22 protein-coding genes are annotated in these 21,566 nt (G+C 45.5%); 16 read left to right on the top strand and 6 right to left on the bottom strand.

All coding sequences use genetic code 11. The features are described 5' to 3' along the window. Positions 1–168: 168 nt before the first annotated feature. The 4 genes from NST47_RS15965 (at position 169) to NST47_RS15980 (ending at position 2,701) form a co-directional block, all read left to right on the top strand. On the top strand, positions 169–756 hold the full coding sequence (locus NST47_RS15965; RefSeq protein ID WP_341156012.1) for a TVP38/TMEM64 family protein: 588 nt from the start codon (positions 169–171) through the stop codon (positions 754–756). A 39-nt stretch (positions 757–795) separates the two neighbouring features. Beyond that, on the top strand, positions 796–1,911 hold the full coding sequence (locus NST47_RS15970; protein WP_341156013.1) for an aminopeptidase: 1,116 nt from the start codon (positions 796–798) through the stop codon (positions 1,909–1,911). 97 nt (positions 1,912–2,008) lie between these two features. Then, complete coding sequence (locus NST47_RS15975; RefSeq protein WP_076235998.1) at positions 2,009–2,257, top strand: HPr family phosphocarrier protein; 249 nt, start codon at positions 2,009–2,011, stop codon at positions 2,255–2,257. Positions 2,258–2,413: 156 nt separating this feature from the next. Further along, entirely contained in the window at positions 2,414–2,701 is a 288-nt protein-coding gene (locus NST47_RS15980) for a DUF1507 family protein (protein WP_341156014.1), read from the top strand. Between the two features lie 75 nt (positions 2,702–2,776). On the opposite strand, the gene cax is transcribed toward NST47_RS15980, so the two are convergent. Continuing rightward, positions 2,777–3,823 carry a calcium/proton exchanger gene (gene cax / locus NST47_RS15985; protein ID WP_076236000.1) on the bottom strand — a complete coding sequence of 349 codons (1,047 nt, stop codon included), beginning with the start codon at positions 3,821–3,823 and terminating at the stop codon, positions 2,777–2,779. Between the two features lie 193 nt (positions 3,824–4,016). On the opposite strand from cax, the gene NST47_RS15990 reads away from it, so the two are divergent. Beyond that, positions 4,017–4,400 carry an Asp23/Gls24 family envelope stress response protein gene (locus NST47_RS15990; RefSeq protein WP_341156015.1) on the top strand — a complete coding sequence of 128 codons (384 nt, stop codon included), beginning with the start codon at positions 4,017–4,019 and terminating at the stop codon, positions 4,398–4,400. Positions 4,401–4,458: 58 nt separating this feature from the next. Here NST47_RS15990 and ftsW read toward each other — a convergent pair whose 3' ends face one another. Then, positions 4,459–5,628 (bottom strand): putative lipid II flippase FtsW, encoded by a 1,170-nt coding sequence (gene ftsW, locus NST47_RS15995; RefSeq protein ID WP_341156016.1) that lies wholly within the window; start codon positions 5,626–5,628, stop codon positions 4,459–4,461. A gap of 13 nt (positions 5,629–5,641) precedes the next feature. Continuing rightward, a complete protein-coding gene (locus tag NST47_RS16000) occupies positions 5,642–5,989 on the bottom strand; it encodes a YugN family protein (RefSeq protein WP_076236003.1) in 348 nt (115 codons plus the stop codon). 207 nt (positions 5,990–6,196) lie between these two features. Between NST47_RS16000 and NST47_RS16005 the strand changes: the two genes are divergently transcribed. The 3 genes from NST47_RS16005 to NST47_RS16015 all read left to right on the top strand — a co-directional run bounded on the left by NST47_RS16005 (position 6,197) and on the right by NST47_RS16015 (position 9,252). Further along, complete coding sequence (locus tag NST47_RS16005) at positions 6,197–7,360, top strand: amidohydrolase (RefSeq protein WP_341156017.1); 1,164 nt, start codon at positions 6,197–6,199, stop codon at positions 7,358–7,360. Between the two features lie 118 nt (positions 7,361–7,478). Continuing rightward, positions 7,479–7,916 carry a CBS domain-containing protein gene (locus tag NST47_RS16010; protein WP_341156018.1) on the top strand — a complete coding sequence of 146 codons (438 nt, stop codon included), beginning with the start codon at positions 7,479–7,481 and terminating at the stop codon, positions 7,914–7,916. A gap of 169 nt (positions 7,917–8,085) precedes the next feature. Beyond that, positions 8,086–9,252 carry a Gfo/Idh/MocA family protein gene (locus NST47_RS16015; RefSeq protein WP_341156019.1) on the top strand — a complete coding sequence of 389 codons (1,167 nt, stop codon included), beginning with the start codon at positions 8,086–8,088 and terminating at the stop codon, positions 9,250–9,252. A gap of 56 nt (positions 9,253–9,308) precedes the next feature. On the opposite strand, the gene NST47_RS16020 is transcribed toward NST47_RS16015, so the two are convergent. Then, entirely contained in the window at positions 9,309–9,827 is a 519-nt protein-coding gene (locus NST47_RS16020; RefSeq protein ID WP_341156020.1) for a thermonuclease family protein, read from the bottom strand. Between the two features lie 241 nt (positions 9,828–10,068). Between NST47_RS16020 and NST47_RS16025 the strand changes: the two genes are divergently transcribed. The 3 genes from NST47_RS16025 (at position 10,069) to NST47_RS16035 (ending at position 14,152) form a co-directional block, all read left to right on the top strand. Continuing rightward, positions 10,069–11,766 carry a DNA repair helicase XPB gene (locus NST47_RS16025; RefSeq protein WP_341156021.1) on the top strand — a complete coding sequence of 566 codons (1,698 nt, stop codon included), beginning with the start codon at positions 10,069–10,071 and terminating at the stop codon, positions 11,764–11,766. After that, positions 11,763–13,613 carry a helicase-associated domain-containing protein gene (locus NST47_RS16030; protein WP_341156022.1) on the top strand — a complete coding sequence of 617 codons (1,851 nt, stop codon included), beginning with the start codon at positions 11,763–11,765 and terminating at the stop codon, positions 13,611–13,613. The genes NST47_RS16025 and NST47_RS16030 overlap by 4 nt, the downstream gene beginning before the upstream one ends. A 77-nt stretch (positions 13,614–13,690) precedes the next feature. Then, complete coding sequence (locus NST47_RS16035; protein ID WP_341156023.1) at positions 13,691–14,152, top strand: YlbF family regulator; 462 nt, start codon at positions 13,691–13,693, stop codon at positions 14,150–14,152. Between the two features lie 57 nt (positions 14,153–14,209). On the opposite strand, the gene NST47_RS16040 is transcribed toward NST47_RS16035, so the two are convergent. Then, positions 14,210–15,223 (bottom strand): asparaginase, encoded by a 1,014-nt coding sequence (locus tag NST47_RS16040; protein ID WP_341156024.1) that lies wholly within the window; start codon positions 15,221–15,223, stop codon positions 14,210–14,212. 46 nt (positions 15,224–15,269) lie between these two features. Between NST47_RS16040 and NST47_RS16045 the strand changes: the two genes are divergently transcribed. From NST47_RS16045 to galU, 5 genes are all read left to right on the top strand, one after another. After that, complete coding sequence (locus NST47_RS16045; RefSeq protein WP_076233005.1) at positions 15,270–15,536, top strand: YlbG family protein; 267 nt, start codon at positions 15,270–15,272, stop codon at positions 15,534–15,536. Positions 15,537–15,950: 414 nt separating this feature from the next. Next, the gene (locus NST47_RS16050; protein WP_341156025.1) at positions 15,951–16,385 is read left to right on the top strand and encodes a hypothetical protein; all 435 of its coding nucleotides are present in this window, start codon (positions 15,951–15,953) and stop codon (positions 16,383–16,385) included. A gap of 96 nt (positions 16,386–16,481) precedes the next feature. Next, entirely contained in the window at positions 16,482–17,393 is a 912-nt protein-coding gene (locus tag NST47_RS16055) for a selenium metabolism-associated LysR family transcriptional regulator (protein WP_341156026.1), read from the top strand. 85 nt (positions 17,394–17,478) lie between these two features. Next, the gene (locus NST47_RS16060; RefSeq protein ID WP_341156027.1) at positions 17,479–18,324 is read left to right on the top strand and encodes a PHP domain-containing protein; all 846 of its coding nucleotides are present in this window, start codon (positions 17,479–17,481) and stop codon (positions 18,322–18,324) included. 35 nt (positions 18,325–18,359) lie between these two features. Further along, positions 18,360–19,235 (top strand): UTP--glucose-1-phosphate uridylyltransferase GalU, encoded by an 876-nt coding sequence (gene galU, locus NST47_RS16065; protein WP_341156028.1) that lies wholly within the window; start codon positions 18,360–18,362, stop codon positions 19,233–19,235. A gap of 281 nt (positions 19,236–19,516) precedes the next feature. On the opposite strand, the gene NST47_RS16070 is transcribed toward galU, so the two are convergent. Beyond that, positions 19,517–21,331: an Rqc2 family fibronectin-binding protein gene (locus NST47_RS16070; protein ID WP_341156029.1), complete on the bottom strand. Its 1,815-nt coding sequence runs from the start codon at positions 21,329–21,331 to the stop codon at positions 19,517–19,519. Positions 21,332–21,566: the final 235 nt, after the last annotated feature.

Below are 21,566 nucleotides of genomic sequence, written 5' to 3' on the forward strand. Positions count from 1 at the left end.
GTGAGGGTGAACACATGGCTTCCACCATAAACGACTAACCTAAATACAATTTAGGCAAGTACGTTCTCGACTTCCTATTTTATAAGACGATACCCCTCTATGTCAAGTGGCGCATCGATTTATTTTAATTCAATAAAATGTTACACTATGCTAACAGGAGGGATTGCATTGGGAAAGTGGAATGTCCAGCATTTATCCGACCTGTTGGAGGCGTGGGGACTCTGGGGACATTTTCTGGGGGCGCTGCTTGCTTTTGTTCAACCCGTTGTTCCTTTTATGCCTTTTGTCGTGGTTGCAGGAGTGAATGTTCTTGTATTTGGTTTATGGTTTGGTTTTGTCGTGAACTATGTGATGGCTGTTCTTGGAGCCATAACTGAATTTTGGCTGGCTCGCAATTATGGACGTACTTGGGTCGAAAAGAAAATCGCCAATCATGTTTATATTCAAAAATTCAATAAACAGATCGAGCATCACGGTTTTATATACATCACGATCAGCCGGATCATTCCGGTTATTCCGTCGTTCGGCATTAATCTGGGTGCTGCTGTAATGCGTGTGAAAACTATGGATTTTGTTCTCGGTACAATTGTGGGCAAGCTGCCCATGATTTTACTGGAATCTTTTATTGGGCATGATTTGCTGCATTTTCAACATAATAAAAAACGTCTGTTGATTATGCTGGGCATCTTTGTGATCCTGCTTCTTGTAGGCCATATCTGCAAGAAAAAGTGGCTGGGCAGTGATGAACGAACATAAGAATTATTAGGTTCATAATTAAAAAGGAGATGATTAGGTATGCGTGATCCGCGTTTGGAATTGTTGGCGCGAAACCTCGTTACATATTCTCTGGATGTTCAGCCAGGGGAGAAGGTATTGATAGAAATGATCGGTTCGGAAAGGGAAATCGTTAGTTGTCTGGTAGAAGAGGTATACGCCCGCGGCGGGCTTCCTTATGTTGAACTGATCGATCCTGTTGTGCAAAGCGCGATGCTGCGTTCGATAACCCGAGAGCAGATTGAGCATTGGGCAGAGTTGGACTTGAAGCGTATGCAGGATATGAGCTGTTATGTGGCCATTCGTGCGGGCTCTAATGTAAGTGAGATGTCGGATGTACCTGAGGAGCAGATGAAGCTGTATGACCTTTATTATCGCAAACCGATACATTTGGAGCAGCGGGTCAAGAAGACACGTTGGGTTGTCCTGAGATATCCCAATGCTTCGATGGCGCAGCTCGCCGGAATGAGTACAGCCAAATTCGAAAATTTTTATTTTGATGTATGCAATCTGGATTACGCACAGATGTCGAAGGCGATGGACCCGCTGCAGGCGCTTATGAACCGGACGGACCGTGTGCGGATTGTATCGCCGGGTACAGACATTGAATTTTCGATTAAAGGCATTGGTTCAGTCAAATGCTGTGGCAGACGGAACATTCCAGATGGTGAAGTTTATACGGCGCCTATTCGCGATTCAGTCAACGGAACGATCTCCTACAATACTCCAAGTGTAAAATCAGGAGTTACCTTTGAACAAATTGTTTTCCGTTTTGAAAATGGCAAGATCGTGGAGGCCACAAGTAATAATACCGAGCGCTTGAATCAGGTGCTGGACACGGATGAAGGGGCGCGTTATATCGGAGAATTCAGTCTGGGCTTCAACCCTCATATATTAACTCCGATGAAGGACACTCTGTTTGATGAAAAGATTGATGGGAGCCTTCATTTTACTCCTGGGCAGGCTTACGAGCAGGCTGACAATGGAAACCGCTCATCCGTACATTGGGATCTTGTATTGATACAGCGCCCTGAATATGGCGGCGGTGAAATATATTTTGACGATGTGCTGATCCGAAGTAATGGCCGTTTTGTGATCCAGGAGCTGGAAGGGCTGAATCCTGAGCATTTGAAATAGTAGTTGCGATTTGCGGTTATCCAAGGTAAAATCAAAGAAAGAAAGCGATTTATTTTTAGTTGTTTTGATGTCGCTGATACATATGGAGGGATTCAAAATGTCAAGTGCCAATAACGCAGCAATCGTTGAAATTTCCCAAACTGCCAACAAATTCAGATCATCCATTGTTTTACAGTATGAGAACAAGTACATCGATGTTAAAAGTATTCTGGGATTGTTCACGACTTTGTTGACTAGCAGTGATTATGATCTGCATGTGCACGGTCCTGACGCGGAAGATGCTAAGAAAGCTATGGCAGAAGTGTTCGCTAAGCATAACTTGCAAATTAACAGTATCCAAGAATAATGGTCAAAAGCACTTCCATCCTAGGATGGAGCTGCTTTTTTCTTTTAAATGCTCCATTTTGGACGATTATCAGAGAAGATGATGGACGACTCTCTTGTGTATTGGGACATTTTCGACTAATATTAAGCTATGAAGTTCGTTCAGGGGGGAAGCTCGATGTCATCATCCGATTTGTTACTCAGCCTATCACAGAAAGCATTTCTTCTTCTTCAAGAGGATGCTGATAAAATCGAAAAGCTCATCGAAGTACAGATGGAGAATTTGACCACGCGCAAATGCCCTTTGTATGAAGAGGTGTTAGATACACAGATGTACGGCTTGTCAAGAGAAATTGACTTTGCCATTCGTGCTGAACTGGTTTCAGAAATAACGGGGAAGCAAATTTTGATCAAGCTCGAGAGAAATTTGGCTGAACTATATGAGGCATTAAGCAAAAAAGAGTAACCTTCCTATACAGAAGGTTGCTCTTTTTTTTTGAAATGAGCTGCCATACAGCAGACTGGCAGATGGTATGTAATGTTATACGAGGAAAAACGCGATACCCAGTATACAATAAACGACTAGCAAGAGCACGCCCTCATACCAGTTGGTCGACCCGTCCTGGGAAATGGATTTAGCGATAATCGCCGCAACGCCAATGGCAACGAGCTCGAATGTGGTGAACACGATATCCATGGTTTTACCAAAAAACAGAGAAATGAGCACAAGCACAGGAGCAACAAACAGAGCTATTTGCAAGGAGCTGCCTACAGCAATTTCTACAGCGGCACCAATTTTGTTCTTGCGAGCGAGCATGATAGCTGCACTATGCTCAGCGGCGTTACCGATAATCGCAATAACGAAGGCACCGACAAATAGTTCTGATAATCCAAATTGATGCGTGAATACTTCCAGAGTTCCGACAAGCCACTCGCTCTGTACAGCAACCATTGCCGTTGCCAGAACCAGAAAGAAAATCGATAGTCCTTTGGACCAGGCTGGCTCTCCATGCTCTACAGCTTCATCCGCAAGCTCATTCTTGTGGGTAACCATCGAAAAATACAACCAAAGCAAGTAAGCAGCTATCAACACGACTGCGACCGTTATGCTGAGGGTGGACATTTTAATGGTTGTCAGTGAGCTGGCAAAAGCAGCTGGAACAAACAAGGCAATTACAGCAAGCAGCATTAAGGAACCATTATGACTCGCCAGCTTGATATTGAAGTTCTGTTCCTTGTACTTCAACCCTCCGATCAACAGGCTGAGACCGAGAACCAGCAGCAGATTGCCGATAATAGAACCGGTAATGCTTGCTTTGACAATCTCGAATTTACCTTCCTTGACCAGAAAAAAGGCAATAATCAGTTCAGCTGCGTTACCAAAAGTCGCATTCAAGAACCCTCCAACCCGTTCTCCAGCATAGTGGGCCACGCTTTCTGTAGCTTTACCGAGAAATCCCGCAACAAAGATGATAGCGATACAAGAAAATGCTAGCTGCACGGCAGAAGGGAATATCCCGGAATAATGGGCCACTGCGCTTAGCAAAAAACTGGAAATCAGCCCAATGGTAAAAAAATGACGTTTCATGCTTATCCCCCTTTACCTAAAGTATACCTGTAAACAATAAAACCTATTCTACTATACCCATTTTAAGGGATTCCGTAAACATGCAGTAACGTGTATGCACAGTGCAAAATAAGCCGAAGTTTGTCCGAATAAAGTTGCTTTCCCTATAGGAAGTCATTACAATATGAATATAACCCACTAAGGAGTGATCCATATGTCCGAAGAAATACAAACAGGTATTATCCGCATTTCAGATGATGTTGTTTCAACAATCGCAGGCTTAGCTGCGTTGGAAACTTCCGGGATCGCTGCGATGTCGGGAGGCATTTCTGAAGGGTTAGCTAAAAGACTGAGTGGTAAAAATGTGCAAAGAGGTGTCTCGGTCGAAGTAGGTCAACTAGAGGCTGCCATCGATTTACGTGTCATAGTGAATTATGGCTCCAAGATCCAGGAAGTATGCAGCGAGCTGCAGCAGAACGTTCGTGATGCCGTTGAAAACATGACAGGATTATCCGTTGTCGAAGTTAATGTGAAGGTTGAAGGGGTTGCTTTCCGCGAGGAAGAAGTACAGGTGGAAGAAGCACTTCGGGTGAAGTAATCAAATCGATCACTGGACTGGCATAGAAGCCGCACAAAAAGAGAGCCTTTGCACGAATCTAGGCTCTCTTTTTTGTTTCCTTTTCCGGCTTATTATATTCCCGGGATATACTAAGAAGAATGCCGAGGCTGATGAGCGTAACCAGCATGGATGAGCCTCCATAGCTGATTAAAGGCAAAGTAACGCCTGTCAGGGGAATGCTCCCCGTAACCCCACCCAGATTGATAAGTGCTTGTATGGCGATCATGCCGATAATTCCAACCCCTGCTAAGGTTCCAAATAGTTCATTGCAACGAATGGCTATGAGCAGGCCCCTCCATAGAAAGGCCAAATAAATAAGAATAAACAGGGAGCTCCCAATAAAACCAAGCTCTTCACCGATTATAGAAAATATAAAGTCATTATGGGCTTCAGGAAGATAATGCAGCTTCTGAATGCCTTGTCCAAAGCCTGCACCGGAAATGCCGCCGTGGCCAAAAGCATACAAAGATTGTACCAGCTGGTAGCCAGTATCAAGCGGATCTGCAAAGGGGTCCATAAAAGAGGTGAACCGATCCAAAAGATAGCTTTGACCGCTCAATTTGGTTTTAATAACATATATCGCAACACCGATCGCCATCACAAACGCACCTGCAGCACCTAACAAAAAGATATGCTTTAAATTGGCTCCTCCGGCTATAATCACGATGGTGGCACAGAGAACAAGAATCATTGTCGAGCCGCGGTCGGGCTGGAGAAGGATTAAGGCTGATATAAAGCCGACAATTGTCAACGCGGGAAGCAGACCCTTTTTAAAGCTTCGAAATTTATCCTCTTTTTTGCTGATTAATGCAGCCAAATAAAGAATGACCGCCAGCTTGGCAAATTCGGCCGGCTGTATCCCGAAGCCGGCAATTACAAACCAGCTTCTGGCGCCGTTTACTTTGTTTCCGAAAATAGGAACCAGCACCAGCATAATAACGACTATGATAAAAGCTGGACCAATCCATTTTTTCAAAACATTATAATTAATATTCATACAAAAAAACATGGCTACCGTGCCCAATGCAATCGCGGCTGCCTGGCGGATCGCCAAATACGACGGATCATTGAGCATAGTAGCCGTAACGGAATCATAACGCGAGTAGGCCATGCTGGCACTAAAAACCATGGCTAATCCGAAGCATACTAAGGAAAAGGCTAAAAAAAGCAGCAGAAAATCCGGTGTTCCTCTTCGCTGGGAAGTCATGAGGCTCTGCCCATTATAAGGACAATTCGGTTTTTAGCTGTGTAAGCTTTTGTGTGGCAATTTTCATAATGCTATCGGGTACAGGTGATTGATAATCCAGACCGTGTGGGAATGTAGCTCTTCCAATATAAATATGCTCTATGTAAAGAATAGCATATGGGGATTCGAGCTTGCCGGATTCTGTACGTGTATTGATTCGCAAAAAATATTCGCTTTGATCTGTTTTGTCGACCAGCTTCAAGTCATAAGTAGCACGCGTATATTCCCACTGCCAACGAACAAAACCTAATTTGGATGAAACATCATCTAAATGAGCCAAATCGCTTTTAAGTCCTAATAAACCGTTTTTTTCAATAATCATTGTAAAGTCCTCCTAAAAGTTTTTCGCAGAAAAACGATCTCTATAATCCTTTATTCATGATAGTATGTTTCCCAAACTTGTGCAAGCCTATTGCTACTTGTGAAGGTTTCATGACAATAAAATTTGAAGTTCTTGTGACACATAGATGAAAGCTGTTGGCTTTTTTGTTAAAATAGGAACATCCTAACAAACCGGAGGTATCAGATGATGGAATCTTTATTGCAAGCGATAGATCTTCTCGTTCCCCAGATGATCAGCTGGCGGCGTTATTTACATCAGCATCCGGAATTGTCCTATCATGAACGGAAGACAGCGGCCTTTGTGGCACAGCATTTGGGGCAGTGGGGACTGGAGGTTCGTACCCATGTCGGTGGGCATGGTGTTGTTGCCCGTTTAAAGGGAAATGGCAATGGTCCTACAGTGGCCCTGCGTGCTGATATGGATGCACTGCCTATTCAGGATGAAAAAACCTGTGAATACGCATCAAAAAATAAAGGCATTATGCATGCCTGTGGACATGATGCGCACACTTCTACTTTATTAGGTGTGGCCAAGGTTATGTCTGAGCATCCAGAGGTTCTTAAGGGTGATGTTGTTTTCATATTTCAGCCTGCAGAAGAACAAAGTCCCGGCGGTGCGATAAATATGATCAAGGAAGGCGCGCTGGATGGGGTTGACTATGTGTATGGCATTCATCTGTGGACACCATTTCCTGTAGGCAGTGCTTATTCCAAACCGGGTCCAATGATGGCCGCGGCAGATGAGTTTGAAATCGTAGTAAAGGGCAAGGGGGGGCACGGAGGGCTTCCGCATCAAACGATCGACAGTATCGTCATCGCTGCCCAGGTTGTCGTTAATTTGCAAACCATAGTGAGTCGAAGCGTGAGCCCAACGGAGCCCTGTGTTGTTTCTGTAGGCTCTTTTCATAGTGGAAGCAGCTTTAACGTGATTGCTGAGTCCGCCGCTTTGAATGGGACCGTCAGGACTTATGATCCTGAGCTTCGTCTGGAAGTGAAAGACAGGCTGGAGAGAATTGTTCGACAAACCTGTGAGATGTATGGGGCGGAATATAGCTTTGATTATAAAATGGGTTATCCGCCTGTTGTCAACGATGAGGGTGAGGCGAACCGATTTCTGCGGGCTGGAGAAAAGGTTGTTCCCGTGAAACCTTCACCACTCATTATGGCTGGAGAAGATTTTGCTTATTACTTACATGAGCGTAAGGGCTGCTTTATGTTTGTGGGTGCGGGTAATCCGGAACAAGGAATCATTTATCCGCATCATCACCCTAAATTTGATATTGATGAAAGCTCGATGCGAGACGCAGCTCGCTTATTTATTGCAATGGTTATGGATTGTCAGAATGGTTAGAGGTTAATCGAATGGGAATGGACCGTTCGGGGAAATCTATGTCTGCGGCGGGAGCAGGTTGTTTTTTTGTTGGCAAAAAACCAGCTGGCGTCAGACTATACTCCGGGAGGTAATTCGCATGGGTGCATCTCTAATAAAAGACATCATGACAAAGCAATTTGCTACGGTCACGCTAAAGGATAACGTGTATGAGGTTGCGGTGAAGATGAAGCAGGAGGATACTGGATTCATCCCCGTCGTTGAAGGAACTAAATTAATTGGTGTAATCACCGACCGGGATATTGTCATTCGTGGCTTGGCCGAGAAAAAAGAAGGCTCAGCAGCAGTTGAAAATGTGATGAGCAGCACGCAAATTACAAGTGCAACTCCTCAAACAACCATCGACGAGGCTGCCAAGCTGATGGCCAATCAGCAAATCCGCCGGTTACCTGTCGTGGACAACGGAAAGCTGGTCGGAATCGTATCGATAGGTGACCTTGCTGTAAGAGACAAATTCGCTGATGAAGCTGGCGAAGCTTTAAACCAGATTTCCGAAAAAGAAAAAGTGAAGATTTAACTTAACTCTGCTATTATTCAACATTTGGTGAAGATTAATGTTCTCCCTGATTGTGAAGGGGGAACGTTTTTTTTGTTGTAATGTTAACGTGTGCAAGGTATAATAAACGAGTGCAAGAAAATGCTTACAATTATTCTTTTTAATTTAAATGAGAGGCAGGGAAATACGAATGGATAAAGTACGCATCGGTATTATCGGTGTAGGCAACATGGGAAAAAGCCATATCGATTACTTGACCAAAGGCCAAGTAAATGGCGCCGAGTTGACCGCCATTGTGGATACAGACCCAACCCGACTCGAATGGGTTAGAGCCCATCATGGCAATGCAAATATTCAATTGTTCGATAACGCGGAGGCATTTTTCGCATCCAAAGCATTCGATGCTGTAATAGTAGCAACTCCGCACTATGACCATCCGACATCTGCTATTCAAACACTTGCTCATGGCTACCACGTTCTGGTCGAAAAACCAGCTGGCGTATACACGAAGCAAGTTCGTGAAATGAATGAGGCTGCGGCTAAATCCGATAAGGCATTTGGTATTATGTTCAATCAACGTACCAATCCGCTGTATCAAAAGCTGAGAGATTTGATTACTTCTGGTGAACTTGGTCAAGTTCGCCGTACGAACTGGATTATTACCAATTGGTACCGCTCCCAGAGCTATTATGATTCAGGCGGCTGGCGTGCAACCTGGGCTGGAGAAGGCGGCGGCGTTCTGATCAATCAGGATCCGCATCAGCTGGACTTGTGGCAGTGGACTGTAGATATGATGCCGAAGCGTGTAAGAGCGTTTTGCGGCTTTGGTAAATACCGTAACATTGAGGTTGAAGATGATGTAACGGCGTACGTAGAATATGAAAATGGTGCTACAGGGCTGTTCGTGACAACGACTGGCGAAGCACCTGGAACAAACCGTTACGAAGTTAGCGGCGACAATGGTAAAATCGTGATCGAAGATGACAAGCTGACCTTCTGGCGCCTGCGTCAATCCGAGCCTGACTTTAACCGTGAGTTTAAAGGTGGCTTCGGTTCTCCTGAATGCTGGAAATGTGAAGTTCCTGTAATCGGAGCTCCAGGGCCACAGCATAAGGGTATTACACAAAACTTTGTTGACCATATCCTCAAAGGAACCAAGCTGTTGGCTCCTGGCGAAGAGGGTATTAAAGGCTTGACGCTATCCAACGCAATGCACTTGTCGTCATGGACTGACAATTGGGTAGATCTGCCAATCAATGAAGACCTGTATTATGAAAAGCTGCAGGAACGTATTAAAAACTCTACTTTGGTTAAGGAAACCAAGGAGCTGCAATTGGACGTTAAAGGTACACATTAATCTACATTCTATACGCCCAATAACAAAAGGTGACTGGTGGGATTGCTCCCTCCTGGTCACCTTTTTTCAAATGCGGCATCGTAATTTTTCCATAAACCTTTTTGCTTTTGTCGTGCCTCCTCCTGAGCCTTCTTGAACAAGTCCACATATTTCACGTTAGGTGGGAAGGTCGCTATTCGTGCGTATCCTTCGCTTACCAAAGTACGATTGAACAACTCGTCCCCAACCCACACATAAGCGAGCAGTCGCTCGTATTGATCCTTGCGGTCAACATCCCATTCCAATTCTACTGTTTTTTTATCAAGACGTTTCTTTGTATAGTTCGAGGCTTCTTCACCATAAAACATGACGGGTGTATTCGGTTTCTTTGTCTCGGGTGTATCGATGCCTATCAGTCTTACCTTTTCTTTTTTGCCGTTCAGCTGAATCTCCAGTGTATCGCCATCAACCACACGTTCGATTTTAACTTGCTGACGATTTTGCTTGGAGGAGGCCGCTTGCTCTTGCTGCTGGCATCCTGTGATGAGGATAAAAAAACAAAGTAATAAAGCCAGTATGATGGATCGTTGTCTCATGAGTCCCCCTATTGCAGCTCGTATTTATCTAATTCTGCTCCGTTCCTCATTGTAGAGCCTGAAGAAATTGCTTGTAAAGAGAAAAGATGTTTATTTTATTCCCTTTATTTTCATACTAGAGGAGATAGGCTTTGTAAACAAAAGCCAGATGGACGTAAAAGCAGTATAAACTTTCCTGTGGAAAGCTCGGTAGATGCTTACGAAGCAGGCTTTCCTGTGGAAAGCCCTTAGGAGGGAACACATGAAGATAGATTCGAAAAAGCCGCTAGTTGTGCAAAACGATTTTACGGTGCTACTTGAAGCGCGTCATCCAGATTCGGAGCAGGTCCGAATTGTATTGACCCGCTTTGCCGATTTGGTGAAGACCCCAGGAGTGATTCACACCTACCGGATGTCTGCGCTATCTCTATGGAATGCGGCAGCGGCGGGAATGACGACAGCGGAAATCGTTGAATTTCTGGAGCAGCACGCAAAATTCGGTGTATCTGTACATGTTAAGCAGGATATACGGAGATTCGTTGAACGTTACGGGTTAGTGCGAATAGAAAGTTTGGGCGAGGACCTGCTGTTGGTTTCTGATGATGTGGATGCTATTAAAGAAATGGTGTCGTATAGATCACTTCGCTCCTATGGTCTGTGTCAGATTGATTCGCGTACCCTGCGATTCTCTTCCACATTTCGAGGCGTTCTGAAGCAGGAATTAATCAAGCTGGGTTACCCTGTACAGGACTTGGCTGGTTATTCTCGTGGCGAAGAATTGCCTATTAATTTAAAGCACTCCACTGAGCAGGGTCAGTCTTTTGAACTGCGGGATTATCAGCAGGTTGCGGTCGATTCCTTTTATCAGGAGGGAAGTACCCTTGGAGGGAGCGGTGTGCTGGTGCTGCCTTGCGGGGCGGGAAAAACACTTATAGGTATAGCAGCAATGGGTAAACTGAACTGTGCGACCTTGATTCTTACGACGAATAGTACATCAGTCAAGCAATGGAAGCGGGAAATTCTAGATAAAACGAACGTGACGGAGGATATGGTTGGGGAATACAGCGGTTTGATCAAGCAGGTTCGACCGATTACGATTGCCACCTATCAAATTTTGACCTACCGGAAGTCTAAGGATGATTTGTTTGTGCATATGGATCTATTTAATAAACGTGACTGGGGATTGATTGTCTATGATGAAGTACATCTATTGCCCGCTCCGGTTTTTCGTGTTACTGCAAACATTCAAGCGACAAGAAGGCTTGGGTTGACAGCTACTCTCATTCGAGAAGACGGCAGAGAAGAGGATGTGTTCTCACTCGTAGGTCCCAAGCGATACGACATGCCTTGGAAGGAACTGGAGGGTAAGGGATGGATTGCATCGGTTAACTGTTCGGAAATCCGTGTAGAGCTAACTGAGGCCGAGAGGGAGCGGTATGAAGTCTCAGGACCGAGGCAGCAAATGAGATTAGCCAGCATGAACAGTGCCAAATATGGTGTTATTCAAGAACTATTAAAGAGGCATTCGACCGAACAGGTTCTTATTATCGGGCAATATATCGAACAGCTCAAGCAAATATCTGATGTTCTGCAGGTTCCTTTGATTTACGGTGAGATTTCTCAGGAAAGGCGTGAGGAGCTGTTTGAAAAGTTTCGAAATGGTAAGATTAGGGTGCTTATTGTATCGAAGGTGGCTAACTTTGCTGTCGATTTGCCGGATGCAGCGGTTGCGATCCAAATTTCGGGCAGTTTCGGCTCGCGGCAGGAGGAGGCGCAGCGGCTTGGTCGGATTTTACGTCCCAAAGCAAATAGGAATGAGGCTTTTTTTTACTCGATTGTTTCAGATAACACCAAAGAGCAGGATTACGCGCTGAACCGTCAATTGTTTTTGGTCGAGCAGGGGTATCGTTACCGGATTCAGTCCTGGCAATCCGTGCAGTCCGAGGTCGTTCGATTATGAACCATGCCTATTTTCTGGGTCGAATGGAGCCGGGTTTTATAAAAAAGCTGGAGACCGAACGCATTTATGCGCCATGGATTCAGCAGGGATACCCACTTGTGACGATTTGGAGCGATATCGAAATCATGAAGTCGATCTACGGGCAATTGTCCGAAAGGGAATGCCGTTTGCTGCAGCTCCTCGTCACCCATGTAGGCTGTGAGCCCTTTGATTGGCCCAAGCTTGAGCGGATTACGCATTCTTTAATGTCTGGAGCTGAAGCTCGGGTTGGGCTGCTGCTGCTTGTTGAAAAGGGATTTTTATACGCATTGCGTAAGTCGTGGGGAGAGCAGCTGTATGTTATGGCTCATGATGGGCTGGCAATGTGGCAGCAGATCCTGTGGAATCCAGATCAAGAAAGGTTATTTGAGAATGGTGATGAACATCATGCACCCGTGAGAAAAGAACAAATGAAAGATAAAGATATCGAGCTGACAGATCAAGGTGGAACGGGGCTTGTCCACAATATATTTCAATCTATGGTATATATGAACCAGAATGAAATGAGGCTGACCAAAAGCGGCACATTGTCCAAAAGAACCCTGCACAAATGGAAAGAACTGCTCCCACTCAATGATGATACATTCAAAGCATGCGGAATTAAGTATGCTTATATGAATGTGTATAGTGAATCAATTGCGGTTATATTGGATTTCATGATCAGGCTGCAAATTGTCCGCCAGCAGGCTGAGGAGCTTGTGCTTCAGGCTGAGGAGATCAGACGCTGGCTGCGCACTAGTGAGGCAGAGCAAAATAAACGACTGTACCTGTTGTGGAAGGAACTGATGTTCCCCGCAGAGTCGTGGCTGCAGCATGCCGTTCTTTGGTTGGAGCGTCTTCCGAATGAGGATTGGATAAGTGGAGATGATATTTTAAGATGGCTAAAGGATTGTGAAGTTATTCCGTTAAACTCAGTTCTCCATGATGAAATGCTTGTGGAGCAATTAGAAGCAGGGTGGCTTAATCCATTGCTGGCGTTCGGCTGGCTGGAAAAGGGCGTCAGCAGGCAGGAACAGGCACATTGTTATCGTTGGAGTCAACATCCTCTGGCTCCGGTCGTAAGCAAGGATGAGTCGGAACCCTATTTGTATATTCAGCCGGACTTTGAAGTGCTGGTTCCGCCCAATGTCGGGTTTGCCGTACGCTGGGAGCTAACAGCCATGGCTGATCATCGATATACGGACTCCATGTCCCTTTATCATATAACCAAGAAGAGCTTGCAGCGTGGTATCCAAACAGGGCGTCGAGTCGAGCACATACTTGCGTTTCTTGAACGATATTCCGCTGATGGTATTCCAGAACATGTACAATTTACAATAGACCAGTGGGCGGGAGAGCTAGGATTTAAGGAAGATGTGTTTGATGTCGATAAGGAAACAACGATAATAATGGACATATCGGAGTTGACCACACCTGAGCTGGAATCATACCCACAGTTAACCCATAGAACAGGGTTTCTGGATTCACGCCATTCTTATATCCAATTGGAAATGGAGCTTCAGATGCCCTCATTAGCAGAGTTGTATCCAGAGCTTCGTGCGGTTCCGACGGCTTGGATGAAGGAATATCGAACATACCATACCAGTACCCGCAGGGAGATCACGCTGAAGGCTATGGAATGGAAAACATCGCTTCAGATCCGCGGTAATGGGATAGATCGAGTAATCATTCCAAGAACGCTGCAGGAAATTGATGCGAGCTGGAAGATAACGGGCTTTGAGGTGCCTCATGGAAATGAAATTAACTTGTTTTTCAGTGATTGTGAAGAAATGCGGATCATAGTACCAGGAGTATACGAGAAATATTGATCTGCATAAGGGCCTTTTGTGTGTTATGATAGTAGGGAGTACAACAATCATAAACATTCGAAAAGGCAGGTGCGATGATGGCAGTAACAGAAGCGCAAACCTTGGACATGTCTGCTATTCTCATGCAGGCGTATGATTTGGGGGACATGATAAAAAGTTCCGCTGAGACAGCGGAGTTTCTATATTGGAAGCAGCAGATTGATCAGGATACACAGGTAAGCGGATTGGTACGTCAGTTTGACAAGAAGAAAGAGTTGTTTGAGGAGTGCCAAAGGTTTGGGCATTTTCATCCTGATTACCATGCTGCATTGGGGCAGGTACAGGAAATTCAAAATCAGTTAGATAGTCTGGAATCCGTTAGAAGGTTTAAGCTAGCTGAGGAGAGACTTGACAATTTATTGTATTCCATATCGCAAACGATAGCGCACAGCGTTTCGGATACGATCAAAGTACCGAGTAATGATCCGCTTGCAAGCGGTGGTAGTTGTTCAACAGGCAGCTGCTCTACAGGAGGAAGCTGCAGCGGCGGCTGCAGCTAATTCATAGTATTTTAGGAACCAGAGATGATCCGCGTTTCTTCCGTTTGAGAGTTTCAATCAATGCCATTGTAGCAGGGCGTTCGGTTGGATACTGCCTACGATTTGATCGTGACAGTTCTTAATAGCTGGACGATGAAAAGAATGCAAGGCTACGATTTCCTGCTCCTGCAGCAGATTTAGTTGAATTAACGTTTCCATGACAGCTGGATAAAGTGCTCGTATGGCACCATCTTCAATCTTGAGTGCAATTCCCCAGCTCTTCTCGGGTATGGTGAGGGCGAACAAGCCCTCAGCGCCCATTTTTCCAATGATACGTCCATTAGTGACCTCAATCAGTCGAGTATCGAATCGATCACTCCCTGCGATATAATAAGGCTCTCTGGATATAGCCCTGATGATACGGTTGCAAGCTTCACTACGGGAGGCACTCAGATTTACAGGGTTTCCCAGCTGCGCATAGGCAAATGCCAATGCTTCCAGAGGCATTGCAAATACAGGGACGCCACAGCCGTCTGTGCCCAGAGTTATCTGCTCTGGCATCATTCTGCCCATATCAGCGATAACATGTAGCATACGCTGCTGGACAGGGTGATTGATCTCTATATAGGATTGATTGGATACACCCATTATTTGAGCTAACGCCAGCATGCCTGTATGCTTTCCTGAGCAATTATTGCGCAGTGGAGTGGGTGGCTGGTTGGCCTGCTTTAAACGTTCTGCTGTAGGTTTATGAAACGGTTCATGAACCCCGCAGCACAATGCGGTTTCATCAAGATCCAGCTGATGCAGGGTATGATCAACCAAGCTGGCATGTTCATCCTCGCCATTGTGGGAGGCGCATAATAAGGTGATTTGTTTATCATCAAGATGTAAGCGCTCTGCTCCACCCGCTTCCAGCAGTGGAATAGCCTGAAGCAGCTTGGCAGTTGAACGTGCAAAAGTATACAAAGAGGAATCTCCCGCGGAGACGATCAGCTTGCGGTTGATATCCATGACAGCGAGATGAACGATGTGCCGACTTTCCGTTAGCGCACCGCGTACGATGTGAATATTCAATTCTCCGTTGTCCACAGTCAATCATCCTTTCATTTGACTCTATAGAAAGTAGGTAATGCTGATGTTAACCGATCGAAGCGGTCTTATTGTTTGGGTGACAGATCTCAAAGCAGCGAATAAGCATTTGGAGCGTTATGGAAGTGTGCATTTTATTTCCAAAAGGTTACATTATGCAGCCATGTATGTCCATGCGAGCAAGCTGGAGGAAACAATGAAGCAGCTGCAAAAGCTGGCTTTTGTCAAAAAAGTTGAACGGTCCTATCGAAATGAAATTCAAACCGAGTATAGTAACAACGGGGCTGATAAATCAAGCTTTTATACCCTGTGAGTGCGTGTTCAAAAAGTCGACTTTTCAGCACCGAGAAGGTTGCAAGAAGGTGAAGAAGGAGGAGCGGAGTTTAGGCAAACCTAAATGAGCACCGCACTTCGAGCCTGAATGCAAGATTCGATGCCGAGTCAGCAACGTGTATGACTTCGTGATCAAAAGATGACTTTTTGAACAACCTCTATAAGTGGTATGTAATTTGTTTATATAATGAGGTATATCAGTTTATTATATACATTTTTGGAGGAAAAGCTTCTGATGCCAGGGGCTTTTTTTTGCTGTGAAGTATCAAGTTTACAAGATTTAACTAAAGAATAATTAATTTGTCAATCGTTCTCCAGTAATGTAAAATAAGTGGAAACGCTTTAGTGTACATAGGTTTAAAGAACTAATTTCATGGGTGGGGGGTTGTGATTTATGAGAGATAGAACGATAGAACGATCAAATGGTTGTGAACCGTTTTTTGTTTCATTAGGTAACAAAAGCATCACGGATATCGTTATCACGAATCATGCCCAAATCCGTTGGAATGACCGAGTTGAGCATGAGAAAACGGGTTTTGAAGATATTTGTGCTTTTTTATGGAACCGCTTAAAAGCGGGTCAGATCAAGTCCTATTACAAGAATGGCGAAGATGCTTATCTTGTGGATGACGATTTGGTGTTAATCGCTGAATTCACAGAGATGGAGAACGTTAGTGAGACTGGTACCAAGCTGCATCGGATGGTCATTGTAACTTTTCTCGGACGGATGTCTGAAACGATTGAGCTTAGAGATTTGAAATCGTATTACTCATGGCTGCGTCATTCACGTCGAATGACATTGATCAAAAACAGCCGAAAACGCCGATAATGGATAATTACAAAAGAGTATTCTGCGCGGATGCAGCATGCTCTTTTTTTATTTGCTATAATAGGTCTACCAAAGCATGTTGGAGGTACGCAGATCATGGCACTTAATTTTCATCAGCTTCATATATTTTATACAGTCGCGGAGAAAGGCAGTTTTTCTTATGCGGCACAAGCCCTTCACATGACCCAGCCTGCTGTTACGATGCAGGTGCAATCGTTAGAGGATTATTTTGGTACGAAGCTGTTTCACCGTTCCACGAAAAAGATTGAACTCTCGGAAGCGGGCAGAACCTTAATGCCATTTGCCAAGCGGAGTATTGACTTAATAAAAGAAACGGACATCAGTATGTCCAAATTTACGCATATGCTGGAAGGAAGGCTTCACTTAGGAGCGAGTATGACTGTAGGGGAATATATATTGCCTCGCCTGCTCGGGCCTTTTGGAAAGGAATACCCGAACATATCGATTAGCATGAAGGTCATCAATACGAGACAAATACTAGATGAAGTGCTGAACCACCAATTGAACTTTGGTATTGTGGAAGCAGAGGTGCATCACCCCGATGTACATGTGGAAGCTGTGATGAATGATGAATTGATGCTTATTGTTCCAAAAGACCATCCTTTAGCTGACATGCCAGTCGTTACGCTAGAAGAGATGCTGAAGTATCCATTTATATTAAGAGAGCAGGGCTCGGGGACGAGAACAGTTATGGAGGAAGAGCTTGCACGTGCAGGCTGTGACCCGGGCGATATGAAGATCGTTATGGAGCTTGGCAGTACCGGCGCTGTTAAATCGGCTGTAGAAGCTGATCTTGGTATCTCCATATTGTCCCAATCCTCTCTCAAGCATGAAGCGGCGCTGGGTGTATTAGTCGTAAAGAAAATCGAAGGCGTTTGCTTTACACGCAACTTTCATGCGATTTATCTGAATTCAACCATTTTGCCAATATCGGCGGTTACCTTTTTGACCTTTTTGCGCGAACGGGATTTAAGTCAGTGGCTTTAGGGACAGGTTGACCGAATAGCAGAGAATGGGATATTCCGGATTATCCAAAAGCATATAACAATCCAATCAGGAAAAGAGGGTTCACATGGTATACGCGGATTTGCACAGTCACACTTTGGCGTCGGATGGGATGCAGCCAGCAGCTGAAAATGTACGGCTTGCTGTAGCGGCAGGACTAGGGGCTATTGCGATAACCGATCATGATACGGTAGCCGGGCTTCAGGAAGCGATAGCTGCGGGTGAGCAATATGGAATTCAGGTTGTCCCTGGCGTGGAGATCAGCACAATAGCTGGTGGTGAAGATATCCATGTTCTGGGGTATTGGATGGATTACGAAAATGAGCTGTTTTTGGAGCGGTTGGCGAATCTGAGGAGTGTTCGGGACAAAAGGAACGAGATGATGCTTGAGAAGCTGAATGAACTCGGTGTTCCACTCACGATGGAAGAAGTGCGTGCGTCTCTGCAAGCATCGAAAAAAGTCGATGAAACACTTGGTAGGCCGCATATCGCCGATGCAATGCTGCGTAAGGGACATGTTGGCTCTATTGCTGAAGCATTTGATCGATTTCTCGGAAAAGATGGTGCCGCCTATGTTAATCCGCCGCGGATTGAGCCGGCAACAGCAATTGATTGGATCCTGGATGCGGGTGGTGTCCCTGTGCTTGCTCATCCCGGTTTGTATGGGCAGGATCAATTAATCGGTGAGCTTGTCGAAAGCGGTTTAGCGGGCATCGAGGTATACCATGCGGATCATACAGTCGAGCAGGAGCAGCATTATTTGTCTATCGCCAAGCAGTATCAGCTGATTGTGACGGCGGGATCGGATTTTCATGGTGAGCGGGGCGGGGTTGTGTTTCATTCGCCTATAGGCTCAAAAAAAATCGCGATTTCTGTTGTCCAACAGCTCTTTGAAGCTAAACGAAAGCTGTAAATAGAGGAGCAAGGTAGAGGATCAGGAGGATTATGATGAAAATACGTAAAGCAATCATACCAGCCGCAGGTCTAGGAACCCGTTTTTTACCTGCTACCAAAGCTCAGCCCAAAGAAATGCTACCAATCGTCGATAAACCGGCGATTCAATATATTGTTGAAGAAGCGATTGCCTCCGGCATTGAAGATATTATGATAGTTACCGGTCGTAATAAAAGAGCGATTGAGGATCATTTTGACAAATCCGTTGAGTTGGAAATGATGCTGGAGGAAAAAGGGAATCTTGAGCTGTTAAAGCTCGTACAGGATGTGTCGAACCTTGCGGATGTTCATTATATTCGCCAAAAGCAGCCACTTGGTCTCGGGCATGCCGTATTGTGCGCACGTAAATTTATAGGCAATGAACCGTTTGCCGTACTACTTGGCGACGATATTATTCAGGCAGAGCCACCGTTCTTGCAGCAAATGATCGAGCTGTATGAGCATACGGAGACATCCATCATTGCCGTATCGGAGGTACCGTGGGAGGATGTGGACAAATATGGGATCGTTTCGCCTTCCTCTGTGGTCCACCCTTATTACCGGTATATCGAGGATTTGGTCGAAAAACCGGACCGCGGTCATGCACCATCGAATCTGGCAGTCATCGGCAGATATATCATTCAACCGGAGATTTTCAGCATACTGGAAAATTGTGAGCCTGGCAGAAACGGTGAGATCCAACTGACCGATGCGCTGCGCATACTGAACAGCCAGAGCCCTATGGTCATCTGCCCGGTCCAAGGCAGACGTTATGACGTCGGAGATAAACTCGGATATCTCGAAGCAACCATCGAAATCGCACTTCAGCGCGAAGACCTTCAGGATGCCTTAAAGGCATATTTACAAAAACTAACAAGTACCTGGCACTAAGTTGTTTTAAATCTGCACCAAGCGTGTCCCACAGGGACGATGCGTCCTAATCCCAACCAATGTCCGCCCCCAACCGATGCACCGCAGTCCAGCGTGTCCCACAGGGACGAAAGCGCCCCGAGAACACAAAAGTCCGCGCTCCTGCCATCCCACCCAAACTAAGCGTGTCCCGTAGGGACGAAAAGCGCCCCGAGAACACAAAAGTCCGCACATAGAAAGGGAGTCCAGAGGGCGTTGCCCTTTGGGGCCCTCCCTATAGGGAGGGTTTGGGAGGGTACGCTCTACTTGATACTCACAGGCAGTTGTTTGATCCCATCAGCATCAGGTGTGATAAATAAAGTTTTCTGATGATCATAGATCACAAATCCCGGCTTGGCACCGCTTGGCTTGCGGACATGCTTGATCATCGTATAATCGACTGGCACCTGACTGGATGCCTTGGCTTGGCTAAAATAAGCGGCGAGCTGGGCAGCCTCATGAAGGGTTGCATCCCCGAACTGTACGCTGCGAATGACAACATGAGAGCCGGGAATATCCTTCGTATGCAGCCAGGTATCTGCGGACTGGGCCAACCGATTCGTTAAGTATTCGTTCTGCGTATTATTTTTTCCGACATAGATCGGAATACCTTCACTGGACGTAAAGCAAGACAGCAGGGGCCGCTGATTTTGCTTCTTTTTGCGTGTTTTTTTACTGCGGTCGCGAATGTATCCTTGTTCAATAAGTTCTTCACGGATTTCGGCGATATCGCTGAGTGAGGCAGTACCCAGCTGCTGCAGCAAGCTGTCCAAGTAGAGGATTTCCTCGTGAGTCTGCTCCATTTGAACTTTTACCGCGATGAGACTGTTTTTGCTTTTGGTATACTTTTTAAAATAACGCTGTGCATTTTCCGAAGGCGTGAGCAGAGGATCCAGTGGAATAGTGATCATTCGCTGCTCTTCATCATAATAGTTAATGACTTCAATGGCGGAAGTGCCTTTCTGAATCTGATGCATGGAAGCTGTCAGCAAGTCGCCAAGTATGCGCAATTTGTCAGAGTCCTGAGCCTCGTTCAGTGTCTCCTGCAGCTTTTCCAGCTTCTTCGCATTTTTGTTTCGTTCATTTTGAAGAAACTTCAGTAGATCGGACACCCGCTGCTTGACGGTATCGCGCTCGGCTTTATCCCCGTAGAAGGCTTCCAGACATTGGCTTACCGTGTCATAATATTGGATTTCCCCTTGCAGATGGGTCAGTTTGATAACGGAAAAATAAGCTTTGCCTGTTTCCTCCTGCTCACAAATATTAGGTGCGCCAATGTCTGATCTCAGTTGATTAATGATCGAAAAGAAGGGCTCCCACAGACGCGAGGCGCTCTCAACAGGCGTATGCGCAACCGTTATCTTGGGCTGAGTCCGGTATACAATTTCTTTGGCAATCAAAGGACTGAAGCCGCTAAACCGAGCGACAAGACGCTGCTCCCAGGTGAGATCATCCCAAAGCTGAGCAGGTTTGGCAGGTGCTTTGAAAGGGTCGTCCTGCTCGGGTTGGACAGGTGGCGCCTGCGTCATCAACTCAATGAAGGAGTCACGTTCAATGTGAAAAGGCTGTTCCTTATGCTGTTCAGGTGGTGCCGTATAACGGCTGCCAGGCATAATGATACGGTAACTGCTGATTGCAGGGGTTACATGATGAATTCCGTCAATGATCGTATCGGTCGATGGATCCAGCAAAATAATATTGCTATGCCTTCCCATGATTTCAATAATGATCGTTTTGATGCTCACATCCCCAAGCTCATCGCGCTGTCTCAAGCCGATGTGAATGACTCGCTCCAAACCGGGCTGTGTAATGCTCTCGATAATACCGCTTTCGCAATGCTTGCGCAGCAGCATACAGAACATGGGCGCGTCCAGCGGGTTGGAATAGGACTTCTCCGTAAGATGTACACGGGGATAAGTTGGATTAGCAGACAACAGCAGCTTAAGATTACTGCCCTGAGCGCGAAGCTGCAGTATGATATCGTTGCCCGAGGGCATATGAACTTTATTAATTCGGCCGCCTACGCAGGCTTGAAGCTCTTGCACCAAACTATGGACGACGAGACCGTCTAACGACATATCGATTACAACTCCGTTCGTACTTATAATTTAATTGAACTTATAGAGGTTGTTCAAAAAGTCCCCATTTGATTACGAAGTTATACAGGAGGCTCACTCGGCATCGAATCTTGCAATAAGACTCGAAGTGCGGTGCTCATTTAGGTGTGCCTAAACTCCGCTCCTCCTTCTTCACCTTATTGCAACCTTCTCGGTACTGAAAAGTTGACTTTTTGAACATGAACTTCTAGTTCAC

The sequence above is a fragment of the Paenibacillus sp. FSL H8-0034 genome (assembly GCF_038000305.1).
Taxonomy (GTDB): Bacteria; Bacillota; Bacilli; order Paenibacillales; family NBRC-103111; genus Paenibacillus_S.